21 protein-coding genes are annotated in these 21,852 nt (G+C 70.5%); 11 read left to right on the plus strand and 10 right to left on the minus strand.

Annotation, left to right across the window (positions count from 1 at the left end; translation table 11 throughout):
* Positions 1-208: 208 nt before the first annotated feature.
* Both ACIBCM_RS09900 and ACIBCM_RS09905 read right to left on the minus strand, forming a co-directional pair.
* Positions 209-1,267, minus strand: a complete 1,059-nt coding sequence (locus ACIBCM_RS09900; RefSeq protein WP_399241484.1) for a methyltransferase — start codon at positions 1,265-1,267, stop codon at positions 209-211.
* The gene (locus ACIBCM_RS09905; protein WP_399241485.1) at positions 1,268-2,470 is read right to left on the minus strand and encodes a nitrous oxide reductase family maturation protein NosD; all 1,203 of its coding nucleotides are present in this window, start codon (positions 2,468-2,470) and stop codon (positions 1,268-1,270) included.
* Between the two features lie 215 nt (positions 2,471-2,685).
* Here ACIBCM_RS09905 and ACIBCM_RS09910 point away from each other — a divergent pair, with 215 nt between their 5' ends.
* The gene (locus ACIBCM_RS09910; RefSeq protein WP_399241486.1) at positions 2,686-3,234 is read left to right on the plus strand and encodes a TetR/AcrR family transcriptional regulator; all 549 of its coding nucleotides are present in this window, start codon (positions 2,686-2,688) and stop codon (positions 3,232-3,234) included.
* 178 nt (positions 3,235-3,412) lie between these two features.
* On the plus strand, positions 3,413-3,769 hold the full coding sequence (locus ACIBCM_RS09915; RefSeq protein ID WP_399241487.1) for a hypothetical protein: 357 nt from the start codon (positions 3,413-3,415) through the stop codon (positions 3,767-3,769).
* Positions 3,770-3,798: 29 nt separating this feature from the next.
* Here the strand turns inward: ACIBCM_RS09915 and ACIBCM_RS09920 are convergent, their stop codons facing one another.
* The 7 genes from ACIBCM_RS09920 to ACIBCM_RS09950 all read right to left on the minus strand — a co-directional run bounded on the left by ACIBCM_RS09920 (position 3,799) and on the right by ACIBCM_RS09950 (position 10,301).
* Positions 3,799-4,518, minus strand: coding sequence for a 3-keto-5-aminohexanoate cleavage protein (locus tag ACIBCM_RS09920; RefSeq protein ID WP_399241488.1), 720 nt, complete (start codon positions 4,516-4,518; stop codon positions 3,799-3,801).
* Between the two features lie 50 nt (positions 4,519-4,568).
* Positions 4,569-5,234, minus strand: a complete 666-nt coding sequence (locus ACIBCM_RS09925) for an RraA family protein (RefSeq protein WP_399241489.1) — start codon at positions 5,232-5,234, stop codon at positions 4,569-4,571.
* Between the two features lie 8 nt (positions 5,235-5,242).
* Entirely contained in the window at positions 5,243-6,034 is a 792-nt protein-coding gene (locus ACIBCM_RS09930) for a carbon-nitrogen hydrolase family protein (RefSeq protein WP_399241490.1), read from the minus strand.
* Between the two features lie 244 nt (positions 6,035-6,278).
* Entirely contained in the window at positions 6,279-7,382 is a 1,104-nt protein-coding gene (locus tag ACIBCM_RS09935; protein WP_399241491.1) for an ABC transporter ATP-binding protein, read from the minus strand.
* Positions 7,382-8,455 (minus strand): PotD/PotF family extracellular solute-binding protein, encoded by a 1,074-nt coding sequence (locus ACIBCM_RS09940; RefSeq protein ID WP_389267010.1) that lies wholly within the window; start codon positions 8,453-8,455, stop codon positions 7,382-7,384. The genes ACIBCM_RS09935 and ACIBCM_RS09940 overlap by 1 nt, the downstream gene beginning before the upstream one ends.
* 128 nt (positions 8,456-8,583) lie before the next feature.
* A complete protein-coding gene (locus ACIBCM_RS09945) occupies positions 8,584-9,381 on the minus strand; it encodes an ABC transporter permease (RefSeq protein ID WP_399241492.1) in 798 nt (265 codons plus the stop codon).
* A complete protein-coding gene (locus ACIBCM_RS09950; RefSeq protein WP_399241493.1) occupies positions 9,378-10,301 on the minus strand; it encodes an ABC transporter permease in 924 nt (307 codons plus the stop codon). Before ACIBCM_RS09950 ends, ACIBCM_RS09945 begins: the two co-directional genes overlap by 4 nt.
* 216 nt (positions 10,302-10,517) lie before the next feature.
* On the opposite strand from ACIBCM_RS09950, the gene ACIBCM_RS09955 reads away from it, so the two are divergent.
* Entirely contained in the window at positions 10,518-11,042 is a 525-nt protein-coding gene (locus ACIBCM_RS09955) for an Lrp/AsnC family transcriptional regulator (protein WP_399241494.1), read from the plus strand.
* Between the two features lie 79 nt (positions 11,043-11,121).
* Here the strand turns inward: ACIBCM_RS09955 and ACIBCM_RS09960 are convergent, their stop codons facing one another.
* Positions 11,122-11,592, minus strand: a complete 471-nt coding sequence (locus ACIBCM_RS09960; RefSeq protein ID WP_399241495.1) for an Lrp/AsnC family transcriptional regulator — start codon at positions 11,590-11,592, stop codon at positions 11,122-11,124.
* Between the two features lie 1,011 nt (positions 11,593-12,603).
* Here ACIBCM_RS09960 and ACIBCM_RS09965 point away from each other — a divergent pair.
* From ACIBCM_RS09965 to rsgA, 8 genes are all read left to right on the plus strand, one after another.
* Positions 12,604-13,650: a PotD/PotF family extracellular solute-binding protein gene (locus ACIBCM_RS09965; protein WP_399241496.1), complete on the plus strand. Its 1,047-nt coding sequence runs from the start codon at positions 12,604-12,606 to the stop codon at positions 13,648-13,650.
* An 8-nt stretch (positions 13,651-13,658) separates the two neighbouring features.
* Positions 13,659-14,555 (plus strand): ABC transporter permease, encoded by an 897-nt coding sequence (locus tag ACIBCM_RS09970; protein WP_399241497.1) that lies wholly within the window; start codon positions 13,659-13,661, stop codon positions 14,553-14,555.
* 2 nt (positions 14,556-14,557) lie between these two features.
* Positions 14,558-15,364 carry an ABC transporter permease gene (locus tag ACIBCM_RS09975; RefSeq protein WP_399241498.1) on the plus strand — a complete coding sequence of 269 codons (807 nt, stop codon included), beginning with the start codon at positions 14,558-14,560 and terminating at the stop codon, positions 15,362-15,364.
* On the plus strand, positions 15,361-16,506 hold the full coding sequence (locus ACIBCM_RS09980; protein ID WP_399241499.1) for an ABC transporter ATP-binding protein: 1,146 nt from the start codon (positions 15,361-15,363) through the stop codon (positions 16,504-16,506). The genes ACIBCM_RS09975 and ACIBCM_RS09980 overlap by 4 nt, the downstream gene beginning before the upstream one ends.
* Positions 16,507-16,574: 68 nt before the next feature.
* Entirely contained in the window at positions 16,575-17,675 is a 1,101-nt protein-coding gene (locus ACIBCM_RS09985) for an NAD(P)/FAD-dependent oxidoreductase (protein ID WP_399241500.1), read from the plus strand.
* A 9-nt stretch (positions 17,676-17,684) separates the two neighbouring features.
* Positions 17,685-19,037, plus strand: a complete 1,353-nt coding sequence (locus ACIBCM_RS09990) for an amidohydrolase family protein (RefSeq protein WP_399241501.1) — start codon at positions 17,685-17,687, stop codon at positions 19,035-19,037.
* Between the two features lie 25 nt (positions 19,038-19,062).
* Complete coding sequence (locus ACIBCM_RS09995) at positions 19,063-20,049, plus strand: LacI family DNA-binding transcriptional regulator (RefSeq protein ID WP_399241502.1); 987 nt, start codon at positions 19,063-19,065, stop codon at positions 20,047-20,049.
* Positions 20,050-20,731: 682 nt separating this feature from the next.
* Positions 20,732-21,850 (plus strand): ribosome small subunit-dependent GTPase A, encoded by a 1,119-nt coding sequence (rsgA, locus tag ACIBCM_RS10000; protein WP_399241503.1) that lies wholly within the window; start codon positions 20,732-20,734, stop codon positions 21,848-21,850.
* The last annotated feature ends 2 nt before the right edge of the window (positions 21,851-21,852 follow it).

Raw genomic sequence — 21,852 nt, forward strand, 5'->3', positions numbered from 1 at the left:
TCCCCCCCCCCCCTGGGGGCGCCCCCGGAGGGGGGGGTGGCCCGTTATGTAACACCGGGGGCGGCCCGCCCCCCCGCGCGGGGGCCCGCGGGCCCCCGCCCGGCCCCACGACCGGGCGGACGCGCGGACGCCCCGGAGTCCCGTCCTGGGACTCCGGGGCGCCGCTTGCGTATCCCGGCCCGTGGGGCGCCGGGCGGCCCGCCCGGGCTCACTGCGGCACGACGGACTCGAAGGCGTGGAGATAGGCGTTGACCGGGCGGATCTCCCCGACGGGTAGCCCCGCCGTCGCCATCCGCTCCACCATGCTGTCGCGGGTGTGTTTCGCACCGCCCACGTTCAGCAGGAGCAGCAGATCCATCGCGGTGGTGAACTTCATCGACGGGGTGTCGTCGACGAGGTTCTCGATCACGACCACCCGCGCGCCGGGGCGGGCGGCGGCGACGATGTTCCGCAGGGTGCTGAGCGTGCTGTGGTCGTCCCACTCCAGGATGTTCTTGACGATGTAGAGATCCGCCGAGACCGGGATCTCCCGGCGGCAGTCGCCGGGAACGATGTCCACCCGGCCCGCCAGCGGTCCGCCGTCCCGCAGCCGGGGGTCCGCCTTCGCCACCACGTCCGGCAGATCGAGCAGGGTGCCCCGTACCGTCGGGTGCTTCTCCAGCAGGCTCGCCAGCACATGGCCCTGGCCGCCGCCGATGTCGGCGACCGACGAGACACCCCCCAGATCCAGCAGATCGGCCACATCCTCCGCCGACTGCCTGCTGGAGGTGGTCATGGCCCGGTTGAACACCTGCGCCGACTCGTGCGCGTCCTGGTGCAGGTACTCGAAGAAACCCTTGCCGTACAGCTCCTGGAACACGTTGTCCCCGGAGCGCACCGCGTCGTCGAGATGCGGCCAGGCCGCCCAGGTCCACGGCTCGGTGCACCACAGGGCGATGTAGCGCAGGCTCGCCGGGTCGTCCTCCCGCAGCATCCGGGACATCTCGGTGTGGGCGAACGTGCCGTCCGGGCGCTCCTTGAAGATGCCGTAGCAGGACAGTGTGCGCAGCAGCCGGCGCAGCGGCTGGGGCTCGGCGGTCACGGCGGCGGCGAGCTTCTCGACACCGGCGGGTGTGTCACCGAGCGCGTCGGCGACACCCAGCCGGGCGGCGGCCCGTACGGCGGCGGCGCACGCGGCGCCGAAGACCAGTTCCCGCAGCCGCATTGCCGGGGGCGGCGCGGTGTCCACGGTCATGGTCTGGGTGGGTCTGGTGCTCAGTGTGGTCATTCAGCACATCCCTGACGGCTCGGAGGACTCACAGACATTACGGGCGAACGAGTTGCCGCCGCCGGGGCCGCGGTGGACCAGATCGGCCTTGCCGTTGCCGGTGACCTCGTTGTCCTCGATGACGTTGTTCTCGTTGGTCGCGCCGACGAAGCTCTCGAACAGGACGATGCCGCCGGACATGGGCGCGGTGCCCACATTGCCGAGGACCCGGTTGCCCCGGATGACGGTGGCGTCCGAGCCGGTGAGCACGATGCCGGAGCCCTGGATGGCGGGGAGTCTGGGGGAGGCGGGGCAGAGCTTGTTGTTCTCGCGGATCGTGTTGCCGCGGATGGTCATCGCCCCGGCCGCGGGCTTCGACTCGTCGCTGACGACGAAGATCCCGGCGCAGTTCCCGGAGATGTCGTTGTCATGGGCCGTGAGGTTGCGGACCCGCTTGATGTTGATGCCGACCCGGTTGCCCGTCAGATCGTTGTCCGAGACACGCGTACCGGCGGTGTCGGTGGCCCCGCCCTCCTCGCCGACGGTGTTGGCGAGGAAGACACCGGCGTCCCGGTTGTCGCGCGCGATGTTGTCCCGGATCTGGGCACGGGTCGACTTCTCCTGGGCGAGTCCCCAGGTGCCGTTCTTCTCGGCCGTCACCTGCCGGACGGAGAGCCGGTCGGTCCGGGACGCCCACAGTCCGGCGGCGGCGAAGCCCGTCAGTTTCAGGGAGCGCACCGAGACCCCCCGTACCTGCGCGTCCTCCGTACCCGTCACACATACGCCGTGACCGGCCGTCGCACAGGCGTGGGCGGCACGCTTGTCGGTGGCGGCCGGCGGCATCAGCACGGTGGAGGGGCCCGTGCCCCGCAGGGTCACGTCCGAGGTGGTGATGTGGATGCTCTCGCGATAGGTGCCGGGGTGGACGACGACGGTGTCACCCGGCCGGGCGGCGTCGACGGCCTTCTGGATGGACTGACCGGGGTGGACGGAGAGCCTGTCATGCGTGGCGCCCGGCGCCCGGTCCTCGCGGGCCCCGGAGGCGCCCGGGGCCGAAGGAGATCCGGGAGCGGCCTGGACGGGGGCGGGCTTTTCGGGGGTTGCCGCCTGGGTGGGGGCGGCGGCGCCGAGCCCCGTGACCATGACGACCGCGACACCGGCGAGGCAGCCGAGCGCCCGTCCGTGCCGGTTCGGGGGTCTGTGGTTTCTGTGGCGTTTCATCATGGGCCGAAGCTATGGGCGTTCCTGACGTGCTGCCACACGGAGTGAGCAGATGGATACACGGTGTGCTGCGACCGGGTTCATTTCGGGCCCGCGTAGGCGCCGGGCGGTGCGGGTCGGGATGGTCGGCGGGTCCAGCGCCTGCCGGTGGAACCGGCCCCGTCATTAAGGAACGGTTGTTCTTGACTGAACGTTCCTGAACTGCGTAGGGTGAGGTCATGGCCCGCCCACGGAGCTTCGACGAAGCCGATGTGATCCGGGCGGCGGCGGAGTTGTTCGCCTCCCGGACCTACGACGGCACCTCCATCGACGATCTGGTCGCCCACCTCGGGGTGCACCGCAACAGCCTGTACAAGACGTTCGGCAGCAAACGGGGGCTCTATCTCGCGGCACTGCGCTGGTCCCTGGAGCACGACATCGCCCCGCTGGCCGAGCGGGTCGCCGCCGGTGAGGGTCCTCTCGACGCACTGCGGGAGAGCCTCACCGCACCGGACGCCGGCGCGGGGCTCGACCTTCTGCTGCTGGCCGCGGCCGAACGCGCGCCCGAGGACGCCGAGGTCGCCTCCCTGGTGACCGAGGGCTTCGCCGCACTGGACCGGGCCGCCGCCACACCCGTCCGGGCGGACAGCTCCGCCGGGGGGGACGCGCTGGCCACGGCGCTCACCGCGGCGATCCTCGGTCTCCGGCTGCGCGCCCGCTCCGGTACGGGCGCCACGGCGCTCGACGCGGCGGGCGCGGCCCTGGCCCACCTACTCGACCGGCCCTGAACCACCCGCGCGAGGGCCCCCGGGAACGCCCCGAATGTGGCCTGGAGCCACATCGACGGCATGCGCGTACGACCGAAGGCGCGCGAAGGCGCCCCGTACGACAACAAAGCCCCCAGGAGCCCGCACCGCGCATCCGCGGGCCCCCGGGCAATCAGGCACCCAAGGAAGGAAACCCGCCATGGCGCAGATCAGCATCGACGGTGACAACCTGATCGTCGGGATCGAGGGGCTCGGCAAGCTCTGGGCCCTCAAGAGCCGGCTCACCGTCCCGCTCGCCCATGTCCGCGGCGCGACCGTCGATCCGGGGATCGTCAAGGAGCCGAAGGGGCTGCGCGCCCCCGGCACCCACTTCCCCGGCCTCATCGTCGCCGGCACCTACCGCACCGACGACGGAAAGGTCTTCTGGGACGTCCGCGACCCGGCCAAGGCCGTCGTCATCGAGCTGACCGGCGAGCGCTACACCCGGCTCGTCGTCCAGGTCGGTGACCCGCGCGCGACGGTGGCGCTCATCGAGCGCTCCTGCCCGGTGAACTGAACACCCTCACGCGCGGGACGACGGCCGCCTCAGCCGGCGGCCAGCGCGCGGGCCGCCCTCACCAGGGCGGCGTTGTCGGACGCGTCCGAGCCGTCCGGGAGGTCCGTACCGTCCTCGAAGCCGATCCGGGTCTCGTGGCCGTCCTCGATCGCGGCACGCACCAGCGGCCAGACCGTCGGACCGTCACCGTGGTACAGGATCGGGCAGGTCACCCCCGCCTCACGGATACGCGCGGCCATGGCGCGCGCCGCGGCCACCGCCTCCCCGGGGTCCTCCTCCACCGGCTCGATGAGGATACGGACGTTCTCGTGCAGGGTCGGCGAGGCCAGCAGCGCCGGGACGTCGTCCATCGTCCACACCGCGCTCTCCAGCACCATCCCGCGCTCCACGATCAGCTGCGCGGTCTCGGCCGCGCCCTCCTCGCTGAAGGCGACGGACGCGAAGTCGGGGAGCACCTCCCAGGACTTGACCAGGGCGTAACGCTCCTCGGGACCGGAGCAGGTCCACAGGCCCGTGGTCGTACCGACGACCGCGTCCGGCGCGACGGCGCGGATCGCCGACAGCACCTCGGCGAGGGCGTCGGGGCGGATGGTCTGCCCGCCGTCCGGGGTACGGACATGGAAGTGGACGACGTCCGCTCCGGCGGAGGTCACCGCGAGGGTGTCGGCGGCGATCTCCCCGGCGGTGACCGGGACAGTGGGGTGCTCGGCCTGGGAGCGCCCGCCGTTGACGGCGGCTTTCAGAAACACGATGGTCCTTTCGGGGTGTTACGGGGGTTCGGCACCGAGCGGTACCGGCTTCAGCGGAGCTGCCGGAGCGATTCGGTGGCGCCGGTCAGTGAGCCCAGGGGCTTGCCGTCCCACAGCTCCGCCACCAGCGCGGGCTCCTTCGCGTCATCGGCGAGCGCCTCGTCGATGACGGCGGCGAGCCGCTCCGCGGGAGCGATGATCAGCCCGTTGGCGTCACCGAGCACCAGGTCGCCCGCGCTCACGGGCACACCGCCGCAGGAGACCGGGGCGCACAGGGAGCCGTCCGCGATCCCGTGCAGCTTGGTGGTCAGCGGCGTACGCCCGTAGGCGAACACCGGCAGCCCCACCTCCCGCAGCGCGTCGATGTCGGTACACAGTCCGTCCACCACCGCGCCCGCGGCTCCGCGCGAGGCCAGCGCGTTGACGACGACCTCGCCGAGGGGCGCGTGGCGGCGGTCGCCGCCGCAGTCGACGACGACCACGTCACCGGGGCCGACGATGCCCGCGGCGTGGTGGAGCATGGTGGAGTCCGTGGCGGTGATACGGACCGTCACGGCACGGCCCACCAGTTTGGCCGTCCCCGCCATCCGCTGGAGCAGCGGATCGCAGAAGCCCTCCTCCAGATAGTGGCCGAGGGTCGGGAAGTCCACCGTCCGCAGCTTCTCGGCGAGTTCCGCGTCCAGCGGGGCGGGCAGTTCACGAATGTCGAGCGGCATGGTGCGGGTTACCTCGGTCCGATGATGATGCGGCGGTTGCGGAGCACGGGCAGGATCGTGCGGGCCCGGTCGATCCGGTCCTTGTCGGCGTCGACGACGAGCATCGCCCGCTCCTCCTCACCGAGCGCCGCGCGGACGACGCCCAGCGGGTCGACGGCCATGCTCATCCCGATGCAGTCGGGTGTGGTGAGCGAGGAGGCCACCACCCAGCAGGTGTTCTCGATCGCCCGGGTACGCAGCAGCGTCGTCCAGTGGTCCTCCTTGAGAGGGCCCTTGACCCAGGCGGCCGACACCGACAGCAGATCGGCGCCCATCTCGATGAGGGACCGGGTGAACTCCGGGAAGCGCACGTCGTAGCAGTTGACCAGGCCGACGTTGAAGTCGCCGATCCGGACCACGACCGGCCCGGTGTCACCGCGCTGGACGCGGCGCGACTCCTTGTAGTTGAAGGCGTCGTACAGATGCATCTTGCGGTACAGGCCGAGGACTTCACCGCTCGCGTCGACGGCGGCGATGGTGTTGTACGGCAGGGCCGTGCCGCTGTCCTCGTAGCCCGCCGCGATGACCGCGACGCCGTGGGTGGAGGCGATCCGCGCGATGCCCTCCAGGAACGGCTGCCAGTGGGTCTCGGCCAGTTCACGCAGGGGGGTGTCGGTGATGTCGGAGGGGATCATCGACTCCTCGGGGAAGACGATGAGTTCGGCGCCCGCCTCGGCTGCCTCCCGGGTCATCTCCTCGATGACCACGAGATTGGCCGCGGCGTCGGCGGTCGGGGCGAATTGGGCTGAGGCGACCTTCACGGCCGGGTCTCCTTGCTGGAGGGGGACGAGGGGTACGGGATTCGGGAGCGGCCCGCCCGGCCGGGCGGGCGGGCCTGCCGGGGGCGCCGCCCCCTGGGCCCGCGCGGGCCCGGAGGCGCCTGGCCCGCGGCGGCCGGGGGTGCTTGGCCCGCGGCGGCCGGGGGTGCTCCGTACGGACCGGGGCCGGTGGCCCGTACCCGTACGGGCGGGGCCGCCGGCGGCTCGGGCCGGGACCTGGGCGCCGTCATTCGGGCAGGACCCGTGAACGGGCGGGGTCCCACCCGGCGTACACCGGGTCGCCGACGTTCAGCCCGCTGCGGTCCGCGCCCCGGGACTCGGCGACGAAGCCGGACCCGTCGGCGAGGATGAGGTGATAGCGGGTGGCGTTGCCCAGGTACACGATCTGCTGGAGCGTGCCGCCGAGGACGGCCGCGCGGTCCTTCAGCTCCTCGGCCGTACGCGCCAGCCGGACGTTCTCCGGGCGCAGGGCGAGATGCACCACGGATCCGTCGGCCAGACCGTGTCCCCCGGGCACCGCCACGCTCCCCAGTCCCTCCACTCCGATCCGGCCGCCGTCGAGCGGGCCGGTGAGGAAGTTGGAGGTGCCGATGAAGTCGGCGACGAACCGGGTCGCCGGACGCTCGTAGATCGCCTCCGGGCTGTCGACCTGGAGCACCCGGCCGCCGTCCATGATCGCGATACGGTCGGACATGGTCAGCGCCTCCTCCTGGTCGTGTGTGACCGTCACGAAGGTGACCCCGACCTCGCGCTGGATCTTCTTCAGCTCCAGCTGCATCTCGGCCCGCAGCTTCTGGTCGAGCGCGCCCAGCGGCTCGTCGAGCAGCAGCAGCGAGGGCCCGCCGATCAGCGCCCGCGCGATGGCGACGCGCTGGCGCTGCCCGCCGGAGAGCTGGGCGATGGACCGGTCCCCGTACCCCTCCAGCCGTACGAGCGCGAGCGCGTCACGCACGGCGCTCTCGATCTCCGCCTTGGGACGGGACTTGCGCACCTTCAGTTCGAAGGCCACGTTGTCGCGCACATTGAGATGCGGGAAGAGCGCATAGCTCTGGAAGAGCATGTTCAGGTCCCGCTTGTGCGGCGGCACTCCGGTCGCGGGGACGCCGCCCAGCTCCACGGTGCCCTCCGTGGGCACCTCGAAGCCGGTGATCATCCGCATCAGGGTCGTCTTGCCGCAGCCGGACGGGCCGAGGATCGAGAAGAACTCGTTCCGCCGGATGTCCAGCGTGACGCCCTGGACGGCGTGCGTACGGCCGAACGCCTTGCCGACTCCCGTCAGCCGCACAGCCGGGGTCCCGGTGGCGGCCGGCGCTTCGATGGTCGCGGTCATCAGGACGCCTTCACCTTGGTCCAGCCCTGCTGGAAGTACTTCATCGCGGTGCCCGGGTCGAGCAGGAAGTCGGCGTTCTTGATGGCGTCGTCGGAGGCGTACACCGCCGGGTTCTCCAGCGCCTTCTTGTCCTTGATGAACTCACGGGCCTTGGCGTTGGTGCTGGCGCTGCCGCCGTCGTCCGTCGCCATGGCGGCGACCTCGGGACGCAGCAGGAAGTTGATGAACTCGTACGCCGAGTCCGTGTTCTTCGCGCCCTTGGGGATGGAGAGCCCGTCCGTCCAGATGGAGCCGCCCTCCTCGGGGATGACGTAGTGCACGTTCGGGTTGGCCGCGACGACCTTGGCCATCGCCGTACCGCTCCACGCCTCCGCCGCGCACGCCTGGCCGGTCGAGAGCAGCTGCGGGTAGTTGGTGGAGTTGTAGCCCGCCAGCATCTTCTTCTGCTTCTGGAGCGCCTCGGTGGCGGCCTTGATCTCGCCCTCGTCGGTGCTGGTGGCGCGGGAGCCGGTGACCTGGAGGCCCGCGATGTAGGCGGCCAGCATGTTGTCCAGCATGTAGACCTTGCCCTTGTACTTCTCGTCGAAGAGCGTCTTCCAGCTGGTCGCGGACGGGATGCACTTGTCGTTGTACGCGAACCCGGTGGTGCCCCAGATCCACGGAACGCTGTACTTGTTGCCCTTGTCGTACGACGGGTTGCGGAACTTCGCGGCCAGGTTGTCCAGGCCCTTGATCCGGGAGTGGTCCAGCGGCTGGATCAGCTCCTGGCCGATGAGCTGCTGGACGCTGTACTGGCTCGGCTCGACCAGGTCGTACCCCGCCGACCCCGAGCTGAGCTTGGAGGTCATCGTCTCGTTGCTGTCGAAGGTGTCGAGGGTGACCTTGATCCCGGTCTCCTTCTCGAACTTCTTCACCACGCTGTCCGGGATCTCCCCGGCCCAGGCGTAGATGTTCAGCTCCTTGCCGCCGCCCCCGCTCGCGGAGTCCGAGCCACCGCATCCGGTGGCGACCAGGGCGGTGACGGTGGCGATGGAGACGGCGAGGACGGTTCGGGAGACGCTTCTTGCACGCATGAGGGCGATGCCTTTCGTACGGAGGACAGCGGAGGGAATCCGTGAGAACGCGGAGGAAAGCCGAAAGAACTGAGAAACGCTGAGAAGAGCTGAGAAACACTGAGGGGGCGAGGGCCGGCGGGGGCGCGTCAGGAGCGGTCTCCGCCGAGCAGGACGCGGCGCATCTGCCGCAGCCCCACACCGAGGATGATCAGCAGGGTGAACAGCACGAGCAGCGTGCCCAGCGCGTTGATCTCGGGCGTCAGACCGCCCTTGAGCATCGAGTAGACGCGCAGCGGGAGCGTGGTGCTGCCGATGCCGTTGGTGAACGTCGACATCACGATGTTGCCGAAGGAGATGGTGAAGCAGAGCAGCCAGGCCGCCAGCAGGGGCTGCCGCAGCAGCGGCAGGGTCACCCGCCGGAACGCCTGCCAGGCGTTGCACCCGAGGTCGGTGGCGGCCTCCTCCAGCGAGGAGTCCAGCGCGTTGTACGCGCCGAGGACGATCAGCGCCGCGTAGGGCAGGGTCACCACCAGATGGCCCAGGACGAGGGTGGTCAGACCCAGATCCGCGTGCATCGCGCCGAAGACCGACAGCAGGGCCACGCCCAGCACGATCTCCGGGATGATCAGCGGCAGGAACAGACCGCCGGAGAACACCGCCTTCCACTTCGACCGCAGCCGGGACATGCCCATCGCGGCCAGCAGTCCGCAGGCGGTGGCGAGGGTCGCCGAGATCAGGGCGACCTGCGCGCTGACCCCCAGCGCGGAGAGCAGCTCGGTGTTGTCGGCCAGCGTCCCGTACCAGCGGGTGCTGAATCCGGCCCACTTGTAGGTGACCTCGGAGTCGTTGAACGACAGGACGACCACGACGACGATCGGGATGTACAGGAAGGCGATGACACCGCGGGCCAGCCAGGCGGTCAGGGTGTCGAGGGCGTTCTTCATGCCGACTTCCTCCTCAGCCGCCGGGCGGCCAGTCCGAACACCGCCATCGAGGCCACCATCAGCAGCAGCAGGACCACGGAGGCCGCCGCTCCCATCGGCTGGTTACGGAACTCGGTGTAGAGGGTCACGATGAGATTGCCGACCAGCTGGTCGCGTCCGCCGCCGAGCAGGACGGGGATGACGAACACGCCGAGGGTCGGGATGAAGGTGAGCAGCGCGGCCGCGAGCATGCCGGGCCGGGCGATGGGCAGCAGTACCCGGGTGTGCACCCGCCACCAGCCGCAGCCCAGGTCCCGGGCGGCCTCGCCGAGCGAGTTGTCCACCCCTCGCAGTGAGGCGTAGATCGGGAAGATCGCGGTCGGCAGGAAGGCGTACACCAGGCCGATGAACGACGCTCCCTGGCTCGGGATCCACTGGGTGTTCCCGTCCGTGAGACCGATGGCGTCGGTCAGGCTGTTGACCGGTCCGCCGGGGCTCAGCAGATTGATCCACGCGAACGTCCGGACCAGGAAGTCCGTCCAGAACGGCACGATGATCAGCAGGAGCAGCAGCATCTGGCGCTGCGGGGGCCGTCCGGCGAGGTAGTACGAGACCACATAGCCGAGGACCAGGCACACGAGTGTGTTCAGGGCCGCCATGCCGAGGCTGTAGCCGAAGACCTTGAGGTAGATCGGGTCCAGCAGGTCCTGGTAGTTCGCCAGCGTGTAGCCGCCCTGGATTCCGCCGTAGGCGTCGGCGGACGCGAAGCTGTTCCGTACCACCAGCAGCAGCGGTACGAGCACCAGGCCGATCACCGTGATTCCGGCGGGCGCGAGCAGCGCCGTCGTCACGGCGGCACGCCGGACGCGCGTCTCCTTGGCGGGCCCCTGACCGGGCCGCGCGGACGCCGGCGTCCTCCCGGTGGTGGCGGTGACCGTCACGTCGCCGTCCGCCGGGACGACCGGTCGGGTGGAGGGGTGGTCTGCATGCGCTGATCTCCTTGTCCGGGGGGCGGGGGGTTCGGTGGAGAACAGCGTGTGGGATCAAGCCACTGGCCGAAAAGATAAACCTGGAACGAATACCGTGGAAACAGCTCCGTATTTCCACGCATCTCGCAGAGGTCTGCCGTCGGAACGGCGGACCTTGACAGCTGCGGGATGATGGGTGTCGACAGCATCTACCGCTCGGAGGCCCTGGTGATCGACGACCTGGACCGGCAGATCATTGACCAGCTACGGGTCGACGGACGCCGCTCCTTCGCCGAGATCGGCCGTACCGTGGGCCTCTCCGAGGCATCCGTACGCGCCCGCTACCAGCGGCTCCAGCGCAAGGGCGTCCTCCAGGTCGTCGGCATGACCGACGCGGTCCGCATGGGCGAGATGGAGGTCCACCTCGCGGTCCGCGTCCACCACATCCCCGTGGCCCTGGTCGCCCGCGAGCTGTCCCGGATGCCGGAGGTGCGGTACGTGGCGTCGTGCGTCGGCCCCTACGACCTGATCGTGGACGTACGCTGCCGTGATCTGGAGCACCTCGCGGAACTCCTCACCGAGCGCGTACGTCGCGTCAACGGTGTCGCACACGCGGAGGCGCTGACCGTCCTGGAGGTCATCAAGGACTCGTATCTGTGGGCGGGCTTCCGCGAGGTGCCGGTACGGCCGGGGGAGCGGATCATTCCGACGTGAGGGGGCGGGGGTGCTGTGACGGGGGCTCCACCCGCACCTGATTGCCCCTATCTGTTCCCTTTTGGCCCGCTTCCGGGGGTCACTCCTGGGCGACGCCCTGCCCCACGGCGCTGGCCAGACCGCTCCACGAGTAGTCCTTGAAAAGCTCCAGCAGCAGAAGCACCTGCACCCGGGACACCCCCGGCAGCATCCGGATGTCGTCCAGCAACTGCACCAGCTGCGCCTGGTCCCGGCAGGTCCCCTCCAGAAAGATGTCCTGACTGCCCGCGCAGAGCGCCACATGGTTGATCATCGGCATCCCGGAGAGCGTCTTGGCCACCGCCCGGGGGGTCAGATCCCGCACCCGGATCATCAGCCGCACGGACTGGTGCCCCAGCGCCAGCGGATCGCACAGCGCCACGATCCGCAGCACCCCGCTCTCCTGCAACCGCCCCACCCGCTGCCGCACCGTCGCCTCGGAAACCCCCAGCTCACGGGCGAGCACGGTGTAGGGCGTCCGGCCGTCGCGGGTCAGCGTCCGCATGATCTTGCGGTCTATGTCGTCGAGCACCCCCCAACCTTGACATACCAGCCAAATATCCCGATTACCCCACCCCTGTTCCCTTACGGCCCGGGGCCCGGGGCCTCGTCTGCGCCGGTCTGATCACGGGTGGCGACGAGGGGCCGGGGCGGTCAGGGGGCGGCGCGGCCGCTGTGAGGCCCGGGGGCCGCGGAGTGCTTCCCGTGCGAGGGGTCGTACGAGCCGCGCCCTCCCGTATCCGGACCACCGCGTGCTCCCCACCCCGGGGAGCGGCCCCCGCGCGCCCCCGCACCGGGGCGCCGGCGGAGAGCGGTGCCCGGTGGGTGCGAAGGCCGGGGAGGCCGGCGCCGCAGGCCCCGGCAAGCGCCGCTTGGGTTCTAACGGTCCTCGCAACACCCGCGATCTGTGGGAGTTGCGAGGACCGTTAGAACCCAAGTTCCGCAGGGGCCGCGCTGTGCGTGCGAACACGATCCCACCAGCGGCGTTGTCGTCGTGTTCAGCCCATGGACGCCGCTTTCGCCTGATCTCCATAATCCAGCGACCGGTTGGCTGCACGCGGGGCCCGCCGGGGCCGACCGCGGTGCGCCGCGCGTTCGGCGCGGCGGACCGGAGGTGCTCCCCACAGCATCCGCACGGGTCCTTCAGGCCGGCCCGCACACCGGCCGGGGGACCTCGGGGCCGTCGGCTGAGGGCTCCTCGCCGTGCCGGGCATCAGACGCAACGCCAGACGAAAGTGTGCGGCCCCGGGGTGGCGGGTTGGCGGGCTGTTCCGGCCGGTCTTCACCCTGCCGGGCCGGGTGGCCGGGGCCTGGTTCCGTATGGACGGGTGCAGGTCCCGTTGTCTGCGGTGACCGGCCCCGCCGGGCCATTTCCCGCCCGAGGGATCGTCGGTGGGCGGTACCCGCCGGGGCCGATCGGGTGACGCCGCCGGACCCGCCTCCGGCATTGAGGTGAGAACAAGCCATTGACTGGCCGCACGGTCGCGTGCTTGAGTTTGCAACCAGTTCATGTAACTAGTTACATCCTGGAGGTGTGGCTGCCATGAAGAAATTCGTCTGCCTGGCGCTCGCGCTCGGACTCACCGCGACGCTGGCCGCCTGTTCGTCGACGAGTACGGGCGGTGGTGCGGCCGATGAGCTTGTCATCGAGGGATACGGCGCCGAGTATCAGGACATTTTCGAGAAGGAGATCGCCGAGCCTTTCACGGAGAAGACCGGAATCAAGATCAAGTACACGGCCGCCGGGTCGGCGTCGGAACAGTACGCGGCCATCAGGGCCGCCAATGGAGACCCCGGTTTCGATCTCGCCGTCATGACCAGCCTTGAGCTGTACCAGGGCAGCCGGGACCGTCTGCTCGCTCCGGTGACCACGGAAAAGGTGCCGAATCTGGCCCGCGTCCCGCGGAAACTGCGGGACAAGACCTATGGCGTCGGGGTGATCCAGGACGTCCAGCAGGTCGTGCTGATGTACCACCGGTCGCTCTTCCCCGAGCCGCCCACGAGCTGGAAGGCGATGTGGGACCCGAAGTACCGCTCGGGCACCCTCATCTTCAACCCCGCCAACATCCTCGGGGTGTACGCGATGCTCAGCGCCGCCGAACTGGACGGCGGGGGGATCGGCGATACCGAACCCGGCTTCGCCCGTATCAAGGAACTGGCCCGATACGCCCTCGCCACTCCGCAGGCGTCGGCCGGGGCGGTGCCCTATATGGAGAAGGGAACGGCGACGCTCTTCCCCTATCTGGACGGGCGCGCCGCGATCTACGCCAAAACCACCGACTACGACTACACGGTACCGAGCGAGAGTTCGTACGCCTCCCTCGGATCTCTCGGTATTCCGGCCCGTGCGGCGAACAAGGACGCTGCCTATAAATTCATCGACTACTGGCTTTCCGGTGAGGTGCAGCGGCGCTGGGCGCTCGCCTACAACGTCGGGCCCGCGGTGACCGGCCTCGATTTCCCCGCGGAATTCGCCGCCAAGCACATCACCACGGCCGAAAAGCTCGACAAGATCAAGATCGCCGACCCGGAAACCGTCACACGGAACCGTACGGCCTGGGGCCAGCGATGGGCGGAGGCCGTACGGTGACGGCGGCTGTGGCCGAATCACCCCCACAGGCGCCACGGCAGTCACCCCCGCGGAAGCCGGCGCGCAAACGGTCCCGGCTGCCGTGGCTCAGTCTGCCCGCGACGGTGTGGGTGCTGGCGGTCTTCGCCGTACCGACCGCGATCCTGCTCGCCAGCAGCGTGCTGACCTACGACGGCGCCGAGGTCACCGGCCCGCTCACCACCGCCAACTACGGCGATCTGTTCCGCGACGGCTACTTCAGGGCGGTCCTGTGGGAGACCGTCTGGATGTCGGTCGTGGTGGGGGCGGTGTGCTCGGCCGCCGGACTCCTGGTCGCGCACTTCATCGTCCGGTCCGGATCGCGGTGGCGCACGCTCGTCCTGCTCATCGTCGTGTCACCCCTGGTGTCGAGCGTCGTGGTCCGCACCTACGGCTGGCTCGTGCTCCTCCAGGGCGACGGCCTGGTGAACAAGGTCCTGCTCTGGACGGGGCTGACCGAGTCGCCGGTCCCGTTCATCGGGTCGAAGTTCGCGGTGATCGCCGGACTCGTCCATGTACTCCTGCCGTTCGCCGTGTTCACCGCGATGTCGAGCGTGGGGAGCGTCGATCCCGTCCTCGAACGAGCCTCCCGCGACCTCGGCGCCGGGCCGGTCCGCACGTTTTGGCGGATCACACTGCCGCTGATCCGCCCCGGCCTCGTCGCCGGTTTCATGCTGACGTTCGCGATCAGTCTCGGTGCGTACGCGGCCGCGGCCGTGCTCGGCGGCGGCCGGGTGCAGACCCTCGCCACCCTGGTCCGCGACCGCATGGTGGTCAGCCTCGAATGGGGGCAGGCGGCGGCGGTCTCGGTGGTCATCCTGGTGGTGGGCGCCGTCACGGTGTCCGCCCTGCTGATGGCCGGCCGCCGGTCACGGAAGGGAATGTGACGATGCGTCCGAGTCCGTGGCTGCTGCTGCGCACCCTGCTGCTCGTACTCGTGCTCGCCTTTGTGGCGGTGCCGATGGCCGTCGTGGTGTGGACCTCCGTCCAGCCGGACGCCTACCCCGCCTTCCCGCCGAGCGGGCTGTCGCTGAAGTGGTGGGAGTCCGCGCTGACCCGCGAATGGCTGCTGCCCATGGCCCTGTCCGCCGAGATCGCGCTGGGTTCCGCGGTGTGCGCACTGGTGGTGGGCACGGCAGCGGCGTACGCCCTCTCCCGGGGCCCGGTCCGGGGCCGCGCCGCACTGGAGGGCTTCCTCGCCACCCCCTTGCTGCTGCCCGAGATCGTGATCAGCCTCTCCGTGGTCCAGCTGATCTCGATGCTCAACGCACGCGGGGTGATCGGCCCGGTGCTGCTGGTGGTGACCCACGCGCTGATCGGCATCCCGTTCGTGCTGCGTACGGTCGGCGTCAGTCTGCTCGGTGTCAATCCGCTGTGGGAGCGCGCCGCCCGTGATCTCGGCGCCTCGCCGTGGCGCACGTTCACCACCGTCACACTGCCGCTGATGCGCTCGGGGATGTTCGCGGGGGCGCTGTTCGCCTTCATCGTGTCGTTCAACAACGTCGAACTCTCGCTGTTCCTCACCTCGCGGGACTCGACCACCCTGCCCATCCGGCTCCTTCAGTACATGGAGTTCCAGTACTCGCCGACCCTGGCCTGTGTCGCCGTGACCAGCGTCGTCGGCATCTGTGTCATCGCGGGTGCGGCGTCCCGGTTCGTCCGCCTGACCGAGTTCATCCACGGAGGTACCAAGTGACCGCACGAACAGACACCGCCGAGGAGCCGGCCGCACGGGCGGGTACCAGCGGCTACGCCGTGACCCTGCGCGGCATCCGCAAGCAGTTCGGTTCGTCTGTGGCCGTGGAGGACCTCGATCTCGATGTCCGCCCCGGTGAGTTCCTGACCCTGCTCGGACCGTCGGGCTGCGGGAAGACGACGACGCTCAACATGGTCGCGGGCTTTCTGACCCCGGACGGCGGACGGATCCTGCTCGACGGCCAGGACGTCCACCGGCTCCCGCCGGACCGGCGCGACACCGCGATGGTCTTCCAGCAGTACGCGCTGTTCCCGCATCTGACTGTTGGTCAGAATGTCGGTTACGGGCTGAGGATGCGCAAGCGCCCGAAGGCCGATATCCAGGTGCGCGTGGCGGGCGCGCTCGACCGTGTCGGCCTCGCCGGGTACGAGGACCGGATGCCCGGACAGCTCTCCGGCGGGCAGCAGCAGCGCGTCGCCCTCGCCAGGGCCATCGTGGTGGAGCCGAAGGTGCTGCTCTTCGACGAGCCGCTGTCCAATCTGGACCTCAAGCTGCGCGAGCAGCTCCGACTGGAGATCAAGCACCTCCAGCGCGAACTGGGCACCACCTCCATCTTCGTGACGCATGATCAGACCGAGGCGCTGGTGATGAGCGACCGGATCGCGGTGATGCGGGCCGGCCGGGTCGAACAGCTCGACACCCCCGAGACGATCTACCGGGAACCGGTGAACGCGTTCGTGGCCGGATTCATCGGCCAGTCCAACCTGGTCCCCGGCATCTGCACCGAAGCCGGACCGGACGGATGCACCGTCCGGCTGTCCACATCGGACACCCTGCGCGCACGCCACGCTGGAACGGTCGCGGAGGGCGAGGCGGTCCAGGTCCTGCTCAGACCGGAAGCCCTCCGTCTGGGTGCCGCCGGAGACGGACACGGCGAGGGCGCCGCGACACCGATCACCGGCCGGGTGGTCGAGATCGTCAACGAAGGCAGCCTCGCCACCGTCGTCCTGGAGACCGCCGGCTCCGGGCGCCTGAGGGTCTCCGTGCCCGATCCGGGCGCGATCGGACTCCCCACACCCGGCGACGAGATCGCCGTCTCCGTTCCCCCCGGCACCGCACACGCGCTGCCCGCAGGCCGCTGAAGCCCCGTCGAGTCCCCTGAAGACCCCAGCCGAAGAACCCGAGAGAACCCGAGAGAAGAGGAATCCCCATGGTCGAGCAAGTCGTTGTCGTCGGTGCCGGTGTGTACGGCGCCGCGGTGAGCGCCGAACTGGCACGGCGCGGCGCCCGCGTCACGGTGGTCGACACGGGCGCGCCCGGGGGCGGCACTTCGGGGGCGACCTTCTCGTGGACCAACTCCTGCGGCAAGCAGCCGCGGGCGTACCACGATATCAGCGTCGCCTCCATGGAAGCCCACCGGAAGCTGGCGCGCGATGTGCCCGGCGGCGACTGGTACCACGAGGGCGGCAATCTGGAATGGGGCGGTGGCGACGGTGAACGTGAACGGCTGCGCCGGAAGGTCGCCACGGTGCTCGGCTACGGATACGAGGCACGATGGCTCACCCGCGCACAGGTACTGCGCCTCGAACCCGATATGAACCCCGCCGGACTGCCCGCCGACGAGATCGCCTACTTCCCGGCCGAAGGCTGGATCGAACCCACCCGGCTGATAGCCCATCTGCTGTCCACGGCGGACGTGGAGCGGATCTGGCACGACGCGGTCACGGGGATCGGCGTGTCCGACGGCCTGGTGACCTCGGTCCGGCTCGCCTCGGGACGACGGCTGCCCGCCGACGCGGTGGTCAACTGCGCCGGCCCGGCCGCCGACCGTATCGCGGCCCTCGCCGGGCTGGAGCTGCCCATGCGCAACACCCGCGGCGCGCTCGTCCACACCTCACCGGTCGCGGTCTCCCTGTCCCGCGTCATCCATGCCCCTCATGTCCATCTGCGGCCCGACGGCGCCGGACGGCTGCTTCTGCACACTCATGACATCGACGGCGCGGTACGGGTCTCCGACACCGGGGAGACGAGTGTGGAGCAGGCCGCGGTCGACAAGCTGATGGAGGCCGGACGCGCGCTCTACCCCGGACTGAGCGCGGGGGGCGTGGAGAGCGTCCGGGTGGGCGAGCGGCCGATCCCCGGTGACGGGCTGCCGGTCCTGGGCCGGGCGCCCGCACTGCCGAACTTCCACTTCGCCGTCTCCCACAGCGGCGCCACGCTCAGCGTGCACGCCGGCGCTCTTGTCGCGGCCGAGGTGCTGGGCGAGGACCGCGCCGGGGAACTGGCCGCCTTCCGCTTCGAGCGATTCTGAGGAGACCTCGTGCGTACGACTGTCCTGCACGGCTGCGATCTCGTCGACGGCACCGGCGCCGACGTCCGGTACGGGGTCGACATCGTGGTCGAGGGAGACGCGATCGCCGAGATCGTGCCCACCAGGCCCGCGGAAACCTATGGCACGGTGGATGAAATCGTCGAGGCCACGGGCGCCCTCGCCCTGCCCGGTCTGATCAACAACCACACCCACGGCACCGCGTACGGCCCGCTCTTCCCCAGCGGCCACGAAGGGCTCCCGCCCGAGCGGGTGCTCGCCAACCTCGACCGGCATCTGCTGGAGGGCACGACCACCGTGCTCTGCGTGGACGGCTTCGTCACCGCCGATGCCGTCGCGAGGACCGACGAGGACCACCCGGTCACCGTGAGACTCGCCTCCTGCAACACCCCGGCCTGCCTGCGCGCGGCGACCATCGCCGACGGCGGGGGGCTCACCGACGAGAACCGCGCGTTCACCGCGCGCCGGGCGGTCGGCGCGGGCGCCGTCGCCCTCGGGGAGATCGGCGCCGGGCACACCCTCGGCGGCGGCGGGGCGAGCTATATGTATATCCCCGCCGAGGTGGCGGGACGTACCGGGGTGACCATCACACCCCGGCAGGCGGACGCGCTGAAGATCTCCGTGCTGGGCCGCCATATCTCGGCGTCGTCCTTCGACCGGGACACGGTCGAGGAGGCGCTGGTGGCGGCGGGGCTGGCCGGAAAGCTGTCGGTCGAGGAGATCCGCGACATCGTCTCCGGCATCGTTCTGCCCGCGTTCGACATAGCCTTGGAGGGACTGGGCGAAGCCGCGGAGTACGCCCGGCAGGCCGGCGTCCCGGTGCTGGTGCACAACGCCGCCGCGTCCATGACGCAGGTCGCCGCGATCGCCACGACCGGCGTACGGCTCATCGCCGGGCACTCCAACCATTCGAGCTTCGAGCTGCGCGAGGCCCTGGAGCACGCCGAACGGCTCAAGGAACTGGGGGCGACCGTGGACGTCTCGACCCTCGACACCTTCGGAGCGAGGCGGCTCACCACCGGTCCGGAGCTGCTGTACGCCATGTTCGCGGCCGGGCTCGTCGACACGATCTCGACCGACTACGCGGGCGGTCACCACGACCCGATCCTGCTGGCGATCGACCGCGCCACCAAGGCCGGCGTGGTGCGCCTGCCGGCGGCGGTCGCCATGGCCACCGCCAACGTCGCCGACGCCATCCCCGGAGTGGCACCACGGCGGGGCCGCGTCACACCGGGCGCGATCGCCGACCTGGTGCTGACCGACCCGGCGGAGCTGCCGAGGGTCGGCACTGTCATCATCGGCGGTGAGATCGTTGTCCGCGACGGCCGACGAATCGCCGCCTGACCGGAGCGCAGGGAAGGGACAGACGGTGAAGCGAACAACCATCGGCGATGTCGCGGCGGCGGCGGGGGTATCGGTGGCGACGGTCTCACGGGTGCTCAACGGAGGCGCCGTCAGGGAGGCGACCGCCACCAGGGTCTGGGACGCGGTGACCCGGCTGGACTACTCGCCGAACGCGCTCACCAAGAGCATCTTCGCCGGGCGTTCCAGCACCGTCGGGGTGGTCATGGGAGATCTCAGCAGCCCGTTCTACCTCGACCTGATGCGCGGGATCGACGAGGTGGCCGCCGCCAACGGCAGCCTCGTCATGTTCGCCAACACCTTCCAGCGCCCCGACAGCGAACTCGCACAGGTCCAGTCCATGGACGAGCAGCGGGTACGCGGCCTGATCGTCACCGCCAGCGAGTCCACCGACGACCGGACACGCAGGATGGCCGCCGGGGGAACCCCGTGCGTCATCGTGGCCCGGTCGGTGCCCGACCCGCCGCCCGGCCTGCACTCCGTCAGCCTGGACAACATCGCGGCGGGCCGGATGATGGCCGGGCATCTGCTCTCGTGCGGCCGGCGGTCGATCGGGGTGATCACCTCCGGAACACGGCCGTCCCAGCTCGGACGCACCGAGGGACTGCGGCAGGGGCTCGCGGAGGCGGGCGTGCCGCTGCCCGAGGACGCGGTCGCGGCGGTGGCCGTCAACGAGGAGACCCGGGAGGCCGTGGACGAACTGCTGGAACGCCATGCCTCCCTGGACGCGATCGTCTGCCTCACCGGACTCCGTACGGTCGCCGTCCACTCGGCGTTGTCCGCCCGCGGGCTCGCGATTCCCGACGACATCGGGTTCCTGACGATGGACGACTTCTCCTGGGGACCGGCCCTCGGTATCACGGTGGTCGCGCAGCCGTCGTACCGGATGGGCCGGCGCGCTGCCGAGATCGTCGTGGAGAACCCCCAGCGGCCGGTCCAGCTCAGGTTCGAGCCGAAGCTCGTCGCCCGTACGTCCTGCGGCGAGAGCGGGTAAACGGCGGCGGGGATTCCTGATGAGGTCCGCCGTCGTCGCGAACGCCGTCCGCGTCACGAGCGCTGTGCTGCCCCCGAGGTGCGCCCGGGGCGGTAGCGGAGGGCGCGTACGGCCCTGCCTCGTACCCCTCCTGCCGCATCCGCCCGGCCGTCGGCAGCAGTCGCCCGGTTGCCGTGCCCAGGCCCGGCAACCGGGTCCGCCGACCGCTCCGGGGCGCGTGGCCGGTACCCCGTCCCCCGGGAGTGGACGGAGCGCGGCCCACGGGAGCCGGGGCGAATGAGCGGCCGTGGACCGCTCGGCCCGGGCTCCGGAGAGCGGCGCACGGGTGCGGGCGGTGTCCCCGTACGCGGGCCCGACCCGCCGCACATCCCCGCGGGAGACGGGCGGATGCCGCCGTGAACGGGCCGCCGCGCCGAGTGCCCTGGGCGACCGTCCGGAAAAGGGGTGGCCCGCCACGGCTGTCCGCGGTTAGAGTTCGCCGTGTTGTGTCGGCGGCATACGTCGTCGGCCGTGGCCGAGCAGAGCATGGAGGTGTTGACCGATGGCTGTCATTGCGATGGGTGCTGCCCGCATCCCGAAGTCCATCACGCCCACCTCTGTGGCCGCCGGCTGATCTCACTCTCCATGCTTTTCCGCGCCTGAGCGCGCGATGCCGGGGCCACCCTCGTGAAGGGTTCACCCCTTGTCTTCCTCCTCTTCTCCGTTCCGCGGTTCGTCCTCGTCGTCCTCGCATCCGCTTCAGCCCTACGGCTGGGACGACGGCTGGGCGGCCGCGTTCGCCCCGTACGCCGAGCAGGGCCTGGTCCCCGGCCGGGTGACGCGGGTCGACCGGGGGCAGTGCGATCTCATCACCCCGGCCGGAGCCGTCCGGGCCGACACCGAGTTCGTGGTGCCCCGCGATCCGATGAAGGTCGTGTGCACCGGCGACTGGGCCGCCGTCGATGCGGACGGTGACCCCCGCTATGTACGGTCGCTGCTGCCGCGCCGTACCGCCTTCGTGCGCTCCACCTCGTCCAGGCGTTCGGAGGGCCAGATCCTCGCCGCGAACGTCGACCACGCGATCATCGCCGTCTCCCTCGCGGTCGAACTGGACCTCGGCCGTGTGGAGCGGTTCCTCGCGCTCGCATGGGAGAGCGGGGCGCTGCCCCTGGTCGTCCTCACCAAGGCCGACCTGGTGCCCGACGTCACCGGGCTCTCCTATCTCGTCGAGGACGTGGAGACCGTGGCCCCCGGCGTACAGGTGTTGCCGGTCAGTTCGATGACCGGTGAGGGTACGGAAGTACTCGCTGCGATCGTCTCCGGCGGTACCAGCGTGCTGCTCGGTGTGTCGGGAGCGGGGAAGTCCACGCTCGCCAACGCCCTTCTCGGTGAGGAGGTGATGGATGTGCAGGTCACGAGGGACGTCGACGGCAAGGGCCGGCACACCACCACGACCCGTAACCTCCTCGCGCTGCCCGGCGGCGGGGTGCTCATCGACACCCCCGGGCTGCGGGGCGTCGGGCTCTGGGACGCCGGAACCGGGGTCGGGCAGGCGTTCTCGGAGATCGAGGACCTCGCCGGACAGTGCCGTTTCCAGGACTGCGCCCACATCAGTGAGCCCGGCTGCGCGGTTCTCGCGGCCGTGGCGGAGGGGTCCCTCCCGGAGCGCCGGCTGACGAGTTACCGCAAGCTCCTGCGCGAGAACCAGTACGCCGTCGCCAAGACGGACGCGAGGGCGCGCGCCGAACTGCGCCGCGAGTCCCGTCACCGGGCCGCCGTGGGCAAGGCGGCGCAGGAGGCCAAGCGAGGCCGGCTGCGATGACC

Origin of the sequence: Streptomyces sp. NPDC051018, from assembly GCF_044456085.1 — a bacterium.
In the GTDB taxonomy this organism is placed as follows: domain Bacteria; phylum Actinomycetota; class Actinomycetes; order Streptomycetales; family Streptomycetaceae; genus Streptomyces.

Bases quoted from the DNA above. Each gene is read 5' to 3' on its own strand.
- ACIBCM_RS09915 (WP_399241487.1), top strand. From the start codon at position 3,413: ATGGCGCAGATCAGCATCGACGGTGACAACCTGATCGTCGGGATCGAG.
- ACIBCM_RS09985 (WP_399241500.1), top strand. From the start codon at position 16,575: ATGGTCGAGCAAGTCGTTGTCGTCGGTGCCGGTGTGTACGGCGCCGCG.
- ACIBCM_RS09955 (WP_399241494.1), top strand. From the start codon at position 10,518: ATGATGGGTGTCGACAGCATCTACCGCTCGGAGGCCCTGGTGATCGAC.
- ACIBCM_RS09975 (WP_399241498.1), top strand. From the start codon at position 14,558: ATGCGTCCGAGTCCGTGGCTGCTGCTGCGCACCCTGCTGCTCGTACTC.
- ACIBCM_RS09910 (WP_399241486.1), top strand. From the start codon at position 2,686: ATGGCCCGCCCACGGAGCTTCGACGAAGCCGATGTGATCCGGGCGGCG.
- ACIBCM_RS09945 (WP_399241492.1), bottom strand. From the start codon at position 9,381: ATGAAGAACGCCCTCGACACCCTGACCGCCTGGCTGGCCCGCGGTGTC.
- ACIBCM_RS09925 (WP_399241489.1), bottom strand. From the start codon at position 5,234: ATGCCGCTCGACATTCGTGAACTGCCCGCCCCGCTGGACGCGGAACTC.
- ACIBCM_RS09900 (WP_399241484.1), bottom strand. From the start codon at position 1,267: ATGACCACACTGAGCACCAGACCCACCCAGACCATGACCGTGGACACC.
- ACIBCM_RS09940 (WP_389267010.1), bottom strand. From the start codon at position 8,455: ATGCGTGCAAGAAGCGTCTCCCGAACCGTCCTCGCCGTCTCCATCGCC.
- ACIBCM_RS09965 (WP_399241496.1), top strand. From the start codon at position 12,604: ATGAAGAAATTCGTCTGCCTGGCGCTCGCGCTCGGACTCACCGCGACG.
- ACIBCM_RS09935 (WP_399241491.1), bottom strand. From the start codon at position 7,382: ATGACCGCGACCATCGAAGCGCCGGCCGCCACCGGGACCCCGGCTGTG.
- ACIBCM_RS09905 (WP_399241485.1), bottom strand. From the start codon at position 2,470: ATGATGAAACGCCACAGAAACCACAGACCCCCGAACCGGCACGGACGG.